The 13,359-nt window shown below is 74.4% G+C and carries 12 protein-coding genes; 2 read left to right on the top strand and 10 right to left on the bottom strand.

Going from position 1 to position 13,359, the window contains the following annotated elements:
• Positions 1-46: 46 nt before the first annotated feature.
• Both LQ327_RS01225 and LQ327_RS01220 read left to right on the top strand, forming a co-directional pair.
• A complete protein-coding gene (locus LQ327_RS01225; protein WP_230729703.1) occupies positions 47-1,567 on the top strand; it encodes an HD domain-containing phosphohydrolase in 1,521 nt (506 codons plus the stop codon).
• A gap of 57 nt (positions 1,568-1,624) precedes the next feature.
• Entirely contained in the window at positions 1,625-2,440 is an 816-nt protein-coding gene (locus tag LQ327_RS01220; RefSeq protein WP_230729702.1) for an SGNH/GDSL hydrolase family protein, read from the top strand.
• Between the two features lie 4 nt (positions 2,441-2,444).
• Here LQ327_RS01220 and LQ327_RS01215 read toward each other — a convergent pair whose 3' ends face one another.
• From LQ327_RS01215 to LQ327_RS01170, 10 genes are all read right to left on the bottom strand, one after another.
• Positions 2,445-3,680, bottom strand: a complete 1,236-nt coding sequence (locus LQ327_RS01215; RefSeq protein ID WP_230729701.1) for a cytochrome P450 — start codon at positions 3,678-3,680, stop codon at positions 2,445-2,447.
• A gap of 10 nt (positions 3,681-3,690) precedes the next feature.
• Positions 3,691-4,683, bottom strand: a complete 993-nt coding sequence (locus tag LQ327_RS01210) for a PDR/VanB family oxidoreductase (RefSeq protein ID WP_443611910.1) — start codon at positions 4,681-4,683, stop codon at positions 3,691-3,693.
• A gap of 70 nt (positions 4,684-4,753) precedes the next feature.
• Positions 4,754-5,536, bottom strand: a complete 783-nt coding sequence (locus tag LQ327_RS01205; protein WP_230729700.1) for an IclR family transcriptional regulator — start codon at positions 5,534-5,536, stop codon at positions 4,754-4,756.
• Between the two features lie 258 nt (positions 5,537-5,794).
• The gene (locus LQ327_RS01200) at positions 5,795-6,151 is read right to left on the bottom strand and encodes a DUF3159 domain-containing protein (protein WP_308286231.1); all 357 of its coding nucleotides are present in this window, start codon (positions 6,149-6,151) and stop codon (positions 5,795-5,797) included.
• Positions 6,152-6,600: 449 nt separating this feature from the next.
• Positions 6,601-7,248: a hypothetical protein gene (locus LQ327_RS01195; RefSeq protein ID WP_230729698.1), complete on the bottom strand. Its 648-nt coding sequence runs from the start codon at positions 7,246-7,248 to the stop codon at positions 6,601-6,603.
• A 28-nt stretch (positions 7,249-7,276) separates the two neighbouring features.
• Positions 7,277-7,717, bottom strand: a complete 441-nt coding sequence (locus LQ327_RS01190) for a hypothetical protein (protein WP_230729697.1) — start codon at positions 7,715-7,717, stop codon at positions 7,277-7,279.
• Complete coding sequence (locus tag LQ327_RS01185; protein WP_230729696.1) at positions 7,710-8,579, bottom strand: hypothetical protein; 870 nt, start codon at positions 8,577-8,579, stop codon at positions 7,710-7,712. The genes LQ327_RS01190 and LQ327_RS01185 overlap by 8 nt, the downstream gene beginning before the upstream one ends.
• Positions 8,580-8,995: 416 nt before the next feature.
• Complete coding sequence (locus LQ327_RS01180; protein WP_230729695.1) at positions 8,996-9,529, bottom strand: DUF6790 family protein; 534 nt, start codon at positions 9,527-9,529, stop codon at positions 8,996-8,998.
• A 103-nt stretch (positions 9,530-9,632) separates the two neighbouring features.
• Entirely contained in the window at positions 9,633-12,314 is a 2,682-nt protein-coding gene (locus LQ327_RS01175) for a LuxR family transcriptional regulator (RefSeq protein ID WP_230729694.1), read from the bottom strand.
• A complete protein-coding gene (locus LQ327_RS01170; RefSeq protein WP_230729693.1) occupies positions 12,301-13,272 on the bottom strand; it encodes a GlxA family transcriptional regulator in 972 nt (323 codons plus the stop codon). The genes LQ327_RS01175 and LQ327_RS01170 overlap by 14 nt, the downstream gene beginning before the upstream one ends.
• Between the last annotated feature and the right edge of the window lie 87 nt (positions 13,273-13,359).

Here is a 13,359-nt window from a genome sequence, read left to right as displayed (position 1 = left end):
GTCGGGAGAACTCCCCATCTCCCGCGCCAGGCCCTACCGTGTCCCGATGACCCCGGTGACGACCCGGGTCGAGCTGGCGGCGCTGCTCGCGGTGGGGCAGGACCACGCCTTCGGCCAGCCGCCCGGGGCACAGCTCCGCGCCACGGCGCTGGCCGATCAGCTGGCCCGCGCCGCCGGGGCCGGCGCCGACGAGCGAGCCACGACCTGGTGGGTCTCGGCGCTGCGGTTCCTGGGCTGCACCGGGCACGCGTTCGAGGTGGCGGCGATGTTCGGGGACGAGATCGCGCTGCGTGACCGCTCGCTGCGCGTGGACGCCGCGAACCCGGGCGACATGCTGCGGCTGATGGTCGGTCACGCCGGGCCCGGGCGCGCGGGGCTGTCCCGGCTGCGGTCGGTGGTCACGACCGTCGCGGGCGCCCCCACGAGCGTGGCGTACAACTTCCGGACCGCCTGCGAGGTCGCCGACGCCTTGGCCGCGCGCTTCGGCCTCGACCTCGCCGCCCGCGCCGGGTTGGCCACGAGCTTCGAGCGGTGGAACGGGCGGGGCGTGCCGAACGGGATCGCCGGGACCGGGATCCCGCGCCCGATGCGGGTCGCGCAGCTGGCCCAGGAGTTCGAGGTCCTCGCCCGTCTCGACGGGTACCGCCCCGCGATCGCCACGATCGGCGCTCGTCGTGGAGGCGCCTACGACCCGGAGCTGGCGGATCTCCTGGTCGCCCACGCGGCGAGCTGGTGGGCCGAGATCGAGGACGCCGACCCCTGGGACGCCGCGCTCGCGGCCGCGCCGGTGGACGTACCGCTCGACGCCGACGGCGTGCACGACGCGCTGCTCGTGATCGCCGACTTCGCGGACCTGAAATCGCCCTGGACCGCCGGGCACTCCCGGGCGGTGGCGGCGCTCGCCGGGGAGGCCGGCGGTCCGGCCGCGGAGGCGGCGGGCCTGCTCCACGACCTGGGCCGGGTCGCCGTGCCGAACACCGTCTGGGACAAGCCCGGCCCGCTGACCCGCGACGAGCGCGACCGCGCCGAGACCGTGCCGCTGCACACCGAGCAGATCCTGCGTCGGACCCGGTACACCGCCGAGCTCGCCGCCACGGCGGGGGCGGCTCACGAACGGATGGACGGGTCGGGCTATCACCGCCGGGTCGGCGGCGCCGGGCTCGACGCCGCGCAACGGGCCCTCGCCGCGGCCGACTGCTACCAGGCCATGACCTCGGAACGTCCCCATCGCGCGCCGCACCGACCGGCCGCGGCGGCGGCCGAGATGCGCGCCCTCGCCGGGACCGGACGCCTGTGCGGCGTGGCCGTCGAACGCGTCCTCGCCGCGGCCGGGCACCGTCCGGCCGTCCGCGCGTCGCTCCCCGCCGGCCTGACCACCCGGGAGGTCGAGGTGCTGCGGCTGCTCGCGGTCGGTTCGACCACCCGCGCCGTCGCCGAGCGGCTGGTGATCAGCCCCAAGACCGCCGACCATCACATCCAGCACATCTACGCCAAGATCGGTGTCTCCACGCGAGGCGCCGCCGCCCTGTTCGCCACCGAGAACGGACTGCTCCCCACCAGGAACTGACCATCGCGGTGGGGAGGCCACCCGCGCCGAGGGTCGGGAGGACCCAGAATGACGGACGTGGCTCCAGGGTCGGGCGGGAAGTACGTGGCGATGGGGAGCTCCTTCGCCGCCGGCCCCGGAATCACGCCGGTGGTGGATGCCGCCGCCTCCCGGTCGGGGCGCAATTACGCCCACCAGGTGGCGCACACGCTGGACCTGGAACTGGTCGACGTGACGTTCTCGGGCGCCACGACCGCCGACATCCTCACCACCCCGCAGCGAGGACGTCCGCCGCAGATCGAGGCCGTCACCCCGGACTGCGAACTGGTCACCATCACGGCCGGCGGCAACGACCTCGGCTACGTGGGCACCCTGTTCGCGGCGGGTGCGCTCGGCTCGGCGCTCCGATGGCTGCCGCTGGTGCCGGTGTCGGTCCGTGAACGGCTCGGCGATCTCGTCTCGTTCCGCACCACCCCGGACGCGGCCCCGGACGTCTTCGCCGCGGTCGCCGCCTCGCAGGCCGAGGTGGTGGAGCGGGTGCGGGCACGTGCCCCGCGAGCCCGGATCCTGCTCGTGGACTACCTGACGCTCATCGGGGCGGCGTCGGTCGCCCCGCTCACGCCTGCCCAGGCCGGGTCGGCCGCCGCCGTCGGCCGAGGGCTGGCGCAGGCCTTCCGCGACGCGGCCGCCCGCTCCGGCGCCGAGCTCGTGGCGGCCTCGGTCGCGAGCGTGTCCCACGGAGTCGGGTCGCCCGACCCGTGGGTGTACGGATTCGAGCTCGGAATCCCGGGCCGGGGCGGCCCGGTGCCGTACCACCCGAACCTGACCGGGATGACCGAGGTGGCCGAGCTGGTCGTCGAGACGGTGCGTCGGCCCGCTCCCGACCGCGCCTGACGGTCTACGACGGAGCCTGACCGAGGTGCAGCCGCATCGGCTGGCTCGCGAAGGCGCGCATGGTGTTGTTGAGGTGTCGGGTCGGTTCGGCGGCGACCTCGATGCGCTCGACCCGCGCGGCCAGCGCGGCGAGCAGGGCCGCCGCCTCGAGCCGGGCCACGTGCTGGCCGACGCACTGGTGCAGCCCCATCCCGAAGCCGACGTGTCCCGACGGGTCGCGGGTCAGGTCGAACCGGTCGGGGTCGGTCCACCGGCGGGGGTCGTGGTTGGCCGAGCCGAGGAACATCAGGATCTTCGCGCCCTCGGGAACGACGGTGTCTCCGACCGGGACGTCGACCTCCGCGGTGCGGAAGAACGTCTGCACCGGCGACTCCCACCGGATCGCCTCATCGAAAACGACCCGTGCGAGAGCCGGGTCGTGGCGCAGCCGGGCCCAGGCGTCGGGATGCGTGGCCAGAGCTCGGAGGACGGCGCCGAGGCCGTGGACCGTGGTGTCGACCCCGGCCGAGAGCAGTGACCGGACCACCAGCGGGGCCTGCTCGCCGGTGATGTCCCCGCGGTCGGCGGCGGCCCAGATCGCCGCGCCGAACCCGTCGTCGCTCAGCACCTCGCGGCGGCACTGGGCGTTCACCCAGGCGGCGTGCTCGGCGACGTGCGGGGCGCCCTTCGCCACGAGCTCGTTGGACGGGCCGAAGGCGTTGAACAGGTGGTCGCCGTAGGGCAGCAGGTGCTCGCGGCCCTCGCGCGGGATGCCGACGGCGTCCGGGAAGACCCGCAGCGGGAACGACTCGGCGAGCGCCGGCATGGCGTCGACCGCGACCGTCTCGCCCGGCCCGGCGTCGGCGAGCAGGTCCTCGACGTGCTCCTCCGCGGCGGCGAACCACGGCCCCTGCAGTCGGCGCAGCGCCCGCGGGCCGAGGATCGGCGCGAGCACGTGGCGGGGCGCGTCGTGGTGGGGAGGGTCGGTCTCGAGCAGCAGCGACGGTGGGCGCCACGGCTCCTCGCGGCGGAAGTTCGACAACCCGACGCCGGCGCCGGAGCAGAAGCGCTGCCAGTCGACGAGGGCGGCGTGGACGTCGGCGTGGCGACCCATGCCGTACAGGCCGTCGTAGCGGGAGAGGGGGACGACCGGCCCGGCGTCGCGCAGTGCGGCGTGGAACGGCAGCGGATCCCCGAGGACCTCGGGGGAGAACGGGTCGACGGCGCCGACGGCCGGGACCGGGCGGAGGGTGGTGGTCATCGCGGTCCTCCTACAGGTCGAGCACGAGTCGGTCGGTGCACGACCGGGACACGCACGGGAACATGCAGTCACCCGCGGCGCGCTCGTGGTCGGCCAGGATCGAGTCACGGTGGTCGGGCAGGCCGTCGAGCACCGTGGTCTCGCAGGTGCCGCAGGTCCCCCGCTCGCAGGACGACAACGTCGTCGCACCCGCCTGCCGGGCGGCCTCGAGCACCGAGAGTCGAGGTCCGACGACGACGGTGGTGCCGGTGCGGGCCAGCTCGACGGTGAACGGTTCGTCGCGCACCGGGGCGCCGACCTCGGCAGCGGTGAACCGCTCGGTGCGCAGCCGATGCGGCGCCCATCCGGCGCCGGTCATGGCGTGCTCGACGGCGTCGAGCAACGGGCCCGGGCCGCAGCAGTAGACGACGGTGTCGCCGCGCGGCGCGCCGAGCCACGTCCCGAGCGGGAGGAGTCCGGCCTCGTCCTGCGGGACGATCTCCACCCGCTCGCCGTGGACGGCGAGGTCGTCGAGGAAGGCCATCGAGGCGCGGCGGCGGCCACCGTAGAGCAGCGTCCAGTCGGCGCCGACGAGATCGGCCTGGTGGATCATCGGGAGGATCGGGGTGATGCCGATGCCCCCGGCGATGAACAGGTAGCGCGGCGAGGGCGCCAGCGGGAAGTTGTTGCGGGGACCGCCGAGGAGCACCTCGTCCCCGACGGCGAGCTCGTCGTGGACGAACGCGGAGCCGCCGCGCCCGTCGGTCTCGCGGAGCACCGCGACCCGGAAGGTGTGGGCGTCCCAGCGGTCGCCGCAGAGCGAGTACTGCCGCGTCTCACCGTTCGCGAGCGTCACGTCGATGTGTGCACCCGGTGCCCAGTCCGGGAGCCGGCCGCCGTCCGGGCGGGTCAGCGTCAGGGACACGACGTCCTGCGCCGCGGTCGACATCCCGGTGACGACGAGGCGGTCCACCGCCTCCCCGACGGTGCCGGTGCCCGGCGCGGCCCGTGTCGTCCCCGGCATCCCGACCTCCTCGTGCGCCGACGTCGCCACCGAGGATGCCGAGCCGCGTATCGGGCACGGAACGGCGTTCTCATTCAATGAGACCGATGTCGTCGGCCTCGCCGACCGCCCGACGGAGGCGTCGTTGGATCTCGCGGGCACCGGCCGTCAGGAGCGGCACGTGGCCGCGGGCGCGGTCGTCGTTGGGCACGATCACCGACACCGCCGCGACGACGTGGCCGGTCTCGTCGCGCACCGGGACCGCGATGCCGGTCGCTTCCAGGTGGAGGTGGCCCGCGCACAGGACGAAGCCCTCGCGGCGGATGTCGGCAAGACGCCGGCGCAGCTCGGCGCCGTCGGTGATGGTCTCGCTGGTGAACCGGGCCAGCTTCCCCGTCAGGATGCGCTCCTGGAGATCCCCGGGCGCGTGGGCCAGCAGCACCAGGCCCGACGACGATGCGTGCAGGGGGAGCCGGGCGGCGATCCGCGTGTAGTTGACGACCGCACCCTCGGCGGAGAGCCGCTCGGCGAAGAGCACCTCCTCGCCGTCGAGCAGTCCGAGCTGGGCGTGGTGGCCGACCGCCCGGAGCAGCTCCTCGAGCACCGGCATCGCGAGCTCGCGCATCGACAGCGTCGGCGACGCCCGGGACGCCAGCTCCCAGAGCCGGGTCCCCATCCGTACCCGCCCCGTGGACTCGCGGGTCAGGAGCCCGTGTTCGACGAGGTCCGCGACCATCCTCGACGCCGTGGCCACCGGCAGATCGGCCCGACGGGCCACCTCGCCGACGCCCAGGACCTGGGCCTCGGGGGTGAATGCCTCCAGGATGCGCACCACCCGCTCCAGGACCGACTCACCCGACGGCGACCGCGCCATCGCCCCAGTCTGCAACCGTGTCGATCGTCGGGGCGAGCGCGAGGAGATCGGGTAGCCCCCGGAGAACCGCCGACCGCGGGGGCCGAGCCGAGGAGTGGTGAGCGGTGGGCCGAGGCGATGCCGGGAGCCCGTCGTCCGAGTCGTGGTGGCTGCGATGGTTGTGGCGCTGGGTGTGGTGCGCGGGAGCGGCGGCGGCCGGTGTCGGGAGAGACCGTCGGGCGTGCCGCTGCGGCACACTCCAGCGGGGAGTTGCGCGGATCACACCGTCGGTCGGGTTCGTCGGATCGGTGCCGGGGTGACGAGGCGGAGCGTGGTCCGCCGGAAGGCCCAGAGCATGACGACCGCCACCAGCGCCGTCAGCGGGAGGCCCATCGAGGCCCGGGCGATCGCGAGCCCACCGGTCGAGTCCGCCGAGTAGAGCCACTGGCTGACCACGAACCGCGCGGCGAACACGAGGGCCGCTCCGGAGGTGGCGATGTCGTGCGCGCGCCGGGAGCGCGGATCGTCCCGCCAGCCGTGCCCGCCGCCATGCACGAGGTTCCAGATCAGGCCGGTCACCGGGCGGCGGGCGACAGTGAGCCCGCCGTGCCGAGGGAGGAGAAGGCATGCCCCCACGACACACTCAAGTCCCGCGGACCGGCCCCGGTTCGTCAGAGGCGTCGGACGCGTCCACGACGGGCGCCGACGGACCCGATACTGCGGCACCACCGCCGTAGCCGCTCCGCCAACGATCTCCGCGGAGCGCCCCGTCCGAGGGCGGCGTCCCGGCAGCGGGGACAGAGCCGACCGGGGCTCATCGCCAACGGGCCGGGGACGATCGGCTGTCGGCACAGCGCGATCGGTGGGCCGCCGTGGCCGACGGCCTCCTCCATGTCGTAGACCGTCACGAAGTGATCGCGGCGGTCGGTGCAGGAGGTGACCCGCAACCACCGCATGGCGGCGACCCGGACCAGGGCGTGGGTCCTCCCGGGGCGTTCTCCCGCCACTTCGACGGGTATGCCCGGGGGTCGGGGCGCCGCCGGGGGCAGCGGGATCGGTGGTCGGTGCTCAGGCACGGCGCAGCCTCACGGTTGATCGGCCGACACGGGCGGTGGCGGTCCCGAGGGAGGTGATTCCTCGGGGGACGACGGGGCCATGGCCGCCAGCGGCCGCGAGTCGAGGCGAGCGGTCATGACGTCGTCCCGGCCCCCCGCCGCAGCGGTCGGCCCGCGCTCGGTGGCGGAGGTGGTCGGCGGGTGTTCCGGGGTGGAGGGAAGCCAGGTCCCGGCGACCGGACGCCGACTCAGGGAGGGCCCGGCCGTGATCGCCTCGGGAGAGACGGTGCGCAGGCGTCGCCTCGCCCGGCGGACGGCGCCCGCCCCGCCGTGCACCAGGATCACGAGGACCAGGCGGTCGCCGTGCGGGTCGGGCACCGGCTGCAGCAGGTGGTGCCATCCGTCGGCGGCGTCGACCGTGAGCTCGCCCGCCCGGTCCCAGGGGCCGCGCGACAGGGCACTCTCGATCGCCGAGGCGCCGCGCACCAGGTCGGCGTGCCCGGCCGCGAGCTGCTCGAGGTCGGCCCACCCGGTGTCCACGACGTAGCCGTCGAGGACGAGTCCGCTCGACGCGTCGAGCAGCGTCGCCGCGAGGATCCGGTGCTGGGCCAGGAGCCGCTCCAGGACCGTCGAGAGGCCGTCGGAGGGGACGCACAGTATGTGGCGATGACGCGCCAACTCGTTCCCCCCGGGATCGCTCGCGCCGCTAGCGCCGTCCGCCCTGGTAGTAGCCCTGCTCGTGTCCGGCGGTCAGGGCGGGCCCGGCGCTCGGGTCGTCCATGAAGAAGCGCTGGGCGATCAGTCGCAGATCGCGGCGTGCCATCGCGAGGTTCGCCTGCTGGCGGTTCAGCACGAGATAGATGAAGAGCTTGTCCTCGTTGTTCGAGTAGATCGGGCGGATGATGTGGTACTGCGAGTCCAGCGTGATCAGGATGTCTTCGATCGTCTCGCGGAGTCCCAGTTTCTGCATGACGTCGAACTTCGCGCGGACGACCTCGCTGTTGCCCGGAGCCGCCACGTCGAGGTCGAACTCGGCGCTCCCGCCACGGGAACCGAGTGTCATTCCGCTCTCGTAATCGACGACCGCGACCGCGAACGCCCCCTTGATGTTCGCAGCGGCGCCGAGAACGTAATCGATGTCAGCCATGGTTCTCCCTGTGATAGGTCGTGCGGACGGGGCCCGTCGTCGGTGACGGGTCCTCGGCATGGCCGCCTCTCGGCGGTGTCGGTCCGACCTGCGGACCGAGGACGAGATTGCGGAGGGCGCCGAGGCACCTGGTCAGGAGCACGTGCGTCGTCTCCTCCAGCGGCCCGGCGGGATCGATGTCCGGCGTCGGCGCGGGCACCGCGTGGGCCGTGGCCGGCAGCCGAACCCTCGCGGGGAGCTTCGGCATGCCGCGCGGCCCGGTCGGTGTCGGGGACGCGGGGAGGGCTCGACGCCGACCCCGGCGAGCCAGGTCCGCGAGGTGGTTGCGCGCCATGGCCAGGTTGCCGCCGGGTCGGCGCAACCGCAGGTAGACCCATATCGGAGACCCGCCGTCCGATGTCACGCGACGAAGGAGGTGGTACGCCGGGGACGCCACGACGACGACGTCGTCGAGGGCCTCTCCCCGCGCTCCGGCGACCGTCCCGAGGTGACGGACCCACTCCAGCAGCGCGGACGCGTCGCCGACGTCACCCGTCTCCGCGAGACGCCGTCCGGCGTCGTCGACAACGCAGAGCGCCTCGCCGCCCGGCAGCGCCGTCAGGGCCAGGAGAGCCTCGAGGTCGACCGCGCCGCCGTCGCGAGGGGCGCCCCCACCGCCGTCGTCGAATGGCGGACCCGCCGGCGGTACCGAGCCGCGGAGGGAATCCGCGTATCCGGACCGTGATGGCGGCTCCGTCGGTGCGCGGGTATCAGGACGGCGCCACTCCCAGTACTCCCGCTTCCCGGCCAGGGCGGCCTGCGGAACGCGCACCGAGAGACGACGCGGGCCCGAGTCGTGGACCATCCGTGCATCACTCGTCACCCGGCGTTCTCCCGCACGGTCGCTGTATCGAATATGGCCACCCGTATTCTTCGGTGCCCGGTCGATCGGCCGAACGGGTGGCCGCCACACCATACGAGTGGTCGTCATCGACACTCAACGTGCGAAAAACGCATGTCCGTCGACGATTGGAGAACTCTCGCGATCGCGGCCCGCACACCTGATCAGCCGAGACACGGTTGAACACAGCCGTTCGCGCGAGTAGTCGTGGCGATCGGACCAGACGATCCTGGTCGTCCTGGTGGCAATCTGCGGCTCGTTGCTGTGTCAGCGGTGAGCAGATCACTCGGACGTACCAACTCGCGGCCACGTCCGAGGGCCAGACGATTCGCGGGGAGGACAATGGTTCCCGCCGGACGGTCATTTCTGTCCAGAATCGACACGGTCGGACGTCCTGCTCAGGAGCGCACGAGATCGGCCTGCTCGTGCTGACCGGCCGGCGCCGCGCGGTGCTGCGTCATACGCAGGGCGATGAGGAGGGCGGCGAGCACCGCGGGCACGAGGAAGACGACCACCACGATCGGTCCCCAGTTGTACGGGGCGGTGTTGCCGTGGTTGACGTACTGGTCGATGTGCCCGACCCCGCAGCCCCAGAAGTAGACGACGAAGCCGACCGCGGTCCCGTTCCAGAGACTGCGCGCCCACACGCAGGCGATCCCGGCCACGGCGAAGGCCAGGTTCGCGCAGGCGACCTCCCACTGGAACGGGTTCCCGGCCGGGAACCCGATCTGGGCGGCCGTGGCCGCGGGGGCGAAGAAGTGCGACCCGGCGGTCACCACCTCGCTGAGCCCGACGGCGACCCCGAAGGTCCACAGCAGGGCGATCGTCAGGACCCGCTCCCGGGTGCGGTGCTTCATCACGCCGATGTGGATCAGGGCGCCGATGAGGGCGATGACCGGCAGGAAGGCCGGGCCGTAGGCGGCCGGGTCCATGGTGTCCTCCTCGCGTCGTCCCGGCTGCCCGAGCCGGTCCTGCGGACGACGGTCCGCCCGCGCGACCGCGCAAACCCTGGGGAAAGTCCCCAGGACTCGCAGGTCAGGAGAAGGAACGACCACGGAGCTGACGGCGGGAGGTCAGTCCGAGCTTCGTGTAGACGTTCCCCAGGTGGTAGTCGACGGCCTTGGGGGTGACCCAGAGGGCTTCCGCGGCCTCCCGGCTCGTCATGCCCAGGGCGACGAGGCCGGCCACCTGGCGTTCCCGCGGCGTCAGGGTGCGGTCGCCCGGGGCGTCGTCGGACACGGCGTGGGCGGTGGCGGCCCGGATGCGCTCCAGCCACGGGGTCGCCGCGAGGGCGAGGAAGACCGGTCGGGCGGCCGCGAGCTGTTCGGGACCGTCCGTGACGTGGGGCAGCGACCCGAGCAGGACCCGGAGTTCGGCGAGCTCGACCGGGCACTCGTCGGCGACCTCTTCGCCGTGCCGCTCGGCGAGCGCGATCCCGGCCCGTAGCGCGGTCTCCGCCGTGGGGGCGTCCCCCGTCGCGAGGGCGATGCGGGCCTGGAGCTGGTGACGGGCGAGACGGAACCACAGCGGCGAGCCGGCCCGTGGCCAGGAGCGCAGGGCCCCACGCGCGCCCGCCACGTCGCCGGTCGCCACCAACGCCTCGGCGTGCAGCGGTCGCCACGGCGCGAACGGCGCCGACGCCATCCCGCCCCGCGCCGCGATCTCCGGCAGCGTCCGCAGCGCCCGCTCCATCCCGGCCGCATCGCCGAGTGCGCGGCGCAGGGTCGCCTCGGCGAGCGCGATCGCGTGCGCGCCCTGGGCGTTGAACGTCCGGGCGAGCGACGCGCGGGCGACGCCGAGGAACTCACCGGCCCGGTCCTGCTGGGCGCGCGCGGCCGGGACGAGGGCGGCCACCGCGTTGGCGAGGGACTCCGCCCACGGCCGGTCGCCGTCGGCGAACCAGTCGAGCGCGATGTCGGCCTCGGCCTCGGCGAGGTCCCACCGGCCGGTGCGGTAGAGGACCTCCACCCGATGGCAGTGCGCGCGATGGGTGCTGGTCGATTCCGCTCCGCGTCGCACCCGGCCGAGCCCCTCGTCCAGGTGCGCTCCGGCGACGGCGACCCTCCCGGCGGCCAGGTGCAGGGTCCCGGCCGTGATGGCGGGGTCGGCGCCCAGCGCCCCCAGCAGGTGCCCGTCGAGCAGCGCCAGCCCGTCGTCCGGGCCCGCGTGCTGGGCCCGGCCCACCGCCTGCAGGATCACCGCCTGCTCGGCGCGGATCGGACGACGGGTCAGCGCGGTCACCTCGACGGCGACGTCGGCGGCATCGCGGCCGCGACCGCGGAAGACGTGCTCCAGGGCGAGACGGACCCCGGCCAGAGCCCTCACCTCGCGGTCCGCGTCGGAGGTGTCGAACGCCTGCCGCAGGTGGACGGCCGCCGCGGGGTCGAAGTCCTGGCTGGCCAGGAAGCCCAGCACGATCTCGCGCTCGGGGCCGGGCCGGGTGTCGTGCACCGTCGGGGCGAGCGCCCGGAGGCGGTCGGTGTCGTAGGCGTCGACGAGCAACAGGCAGGCGGCGAGCAGTCGTCGCTCGGCCTCGGCCCCCGAGGCGCTCAGCTCGGCCGCGGCGAGCAGTCGGGTCGCCCCGGCCCGCCCGTCGGCCGGGTCGGCGTCCGCCGCGGCCTCCAGCTCGGACGCCAGGTCCGGGTCGGGGCGGCCGTCCGCGGCGGCCGCCCGGTGCGTGAGCGCGGCCGTGCCGCCGACGGCGCGCGCCGCGTCGAGGTGCACGCGGACGCGCTGATCGGGCGCGAGCGCGGCGTAGACCGCGGAGCGGACCAGCGGGTGGTGGATCCGCAGGACGGGCCGCACCCCGACGTCCGCACCGTCGACCAGTCCGGCGTCGGCCAGCTCGCGGGCCGCGGGCGGCAGCGGCACCGAGGCGAGCTCGTCGAAGCGCGCCAGCAGGCTCCGGCCCGCGGGTCGGTCGAGGACCGCCAGGCAGGCGAGCAGCCGGCGCGCGGCCGGGGACAGCCGCTCCGTCACCGTCGCGACGTCGTCGGCCAGCGTCCGCGGGGCGGGCAGCGGCTCGTCCCCGAGCAGGGCCTCGTCGGAGAGCTCACGCAGCAGCGTCGTGAGGTGGAGCGGGTGTCCCTGCGTGTCCTCGTGGAGCCGGGTGACGGCCGCTCGGCTCCAGCGTCCCGGTCGCACCTGCTCGACGAGGTCGCGGACACCCTGCTGATCGAGACCGTCCAGCGGCAGGGTGCCCGCCTCCGGCCCGTCGGCGAACAGTCGGGTCCAGACCGGCGAGAGCGCCGCCGAGCGGCTCGTGGCCAGGATCAGGACGTGGTCGTGGCGCAGCCGTCGGAAGGTGCGCGCGAGCACCTGGGCCGAGGCGTCGTCGACGTCGTGCAGATCGTGCAGCGCGACGACGACCGGACCGCGTTCCTGGACGGCGCCGAGCTCGGCCAGCACACCGGCCACCGACTCCACGGCGCCCCGCCCGCCCTTGCCCCCCAGCGCGATGTGCACCAGATCGAGGAACGCGCCGGCGGCCGGGTCGCCGTCGGCCTCCACCCGCACGACGACCGCTCCGGGCGCCCGCGCGGCGAAGGCGTCGACCAGCGCGGTCTTGCCGATCCCGCCCGGCCCCAGGACCAGGGCCCGCCCGGCCCGGCCGGCGCGTGCCCGCTCGTACCAGGTCGAGAGCCACGCCAGCTCCCGGTCGCGGCCGTACAGGTCGGGCCCGGGTGCGCCGGCCGGCCCGGGGCTACCGGGACACACCGGTCGTCTGGAAACGCCGTCGATACGCGCCCGGGGGAATGCCGACCTCCTGGGTGAACCGTCGCCGGAGGGTCTCGGCCGAGCCCAGACCGGACCGCTGCGCGACCACCTCCATCGAGGCGTCTCCGGCCTCCAGCAGGGTCCGGGCGGCCTCGAGGCGCACCTCGTCGACGTACCGGGACGGCGAGGTCCCCAGCTCCCGCACGAACAGCCGGGCGAGATGTCGTTCGCTGTACCCTGCCCGCACGCTCAGCGCCGCGAGGCTGTGATCCCCGGTCGGGTCGTCGACGATGGTGTCCAGCAGACCGCGCAGCGCGGAGTGCGCCGGGGGCTCCTGGCGCATCCGGGCGCTGAACTGGTCCTGGCTCCCGGGCCGCTGCAGGAAGACGACGAGGAACCGCGCGACCTTCCGGGCGAGACCCGGGCCGCGGTCGTCCTCCACGAGGGCGAGCGCCAGGTCGATGCCCGCCGTGACCCCGGCCGAGGTGAAGACCGCACCGTCCTGGGTGAAGATCGGCCCGCGCTCGACCTTCGCCGTCGGGAAGCAGCGCTCCAGGTCGTCGAGACACGCCCAGTGGGTCGTCGCGCGCTTCCCGTCCAGCAGACCCACCGCGCCCAGGAGGAACGCGCCGCCGCACACGGCGGCGACCCGGCGGCTCCGCCCGGTCCCCGCGGCCACCGCCGAGATCAGCGCCTCGTCGTGCATCGCCCGCTCCCAGGTGGGGCTCCCGGGCACGACGAAGGTGTCGATCGCACCGTCGTGATCGCCCAACGACGACCGGGCCCCGAGCGTCAGGCCCGAACTGCACACCACCTCGGCGCCGTCGGGCGAGAGGACGACGACGCGGTAGAGCTCGGTGCCGGCCTCCTGGTTCGCGATCGCGAAGACCTCGGCGGGGCCGGTGACGTCGAGCGACTGCGCCCCGTCGTACGCGAGCAGCGCCACCGTCCTGGCCACCTCGGCAGTATGCGCCGAAGTCCGGATCCGAGGGTATTGCGTCATGGCGGACGCCCCCGGGAGGGAGCAGCGTCGGGAATCGACCCG

Origin of the sequence: Actinomycetospora endophytica (genome assembly GCF_021026375.1) — a bacterium.
Classification (GTDB): Bacteria; Actinomycetota; Actinomycetes; order Mycobacteriales; family Pseudonocardiaceae; genus Actinomycetospora; species Actinomycetospora endophytica.
The sequence above is the reverse complement of the archived record's forward strand: the minus strand, read 5'-3'. Positions and strand labels throughout refer to the sequence as shown.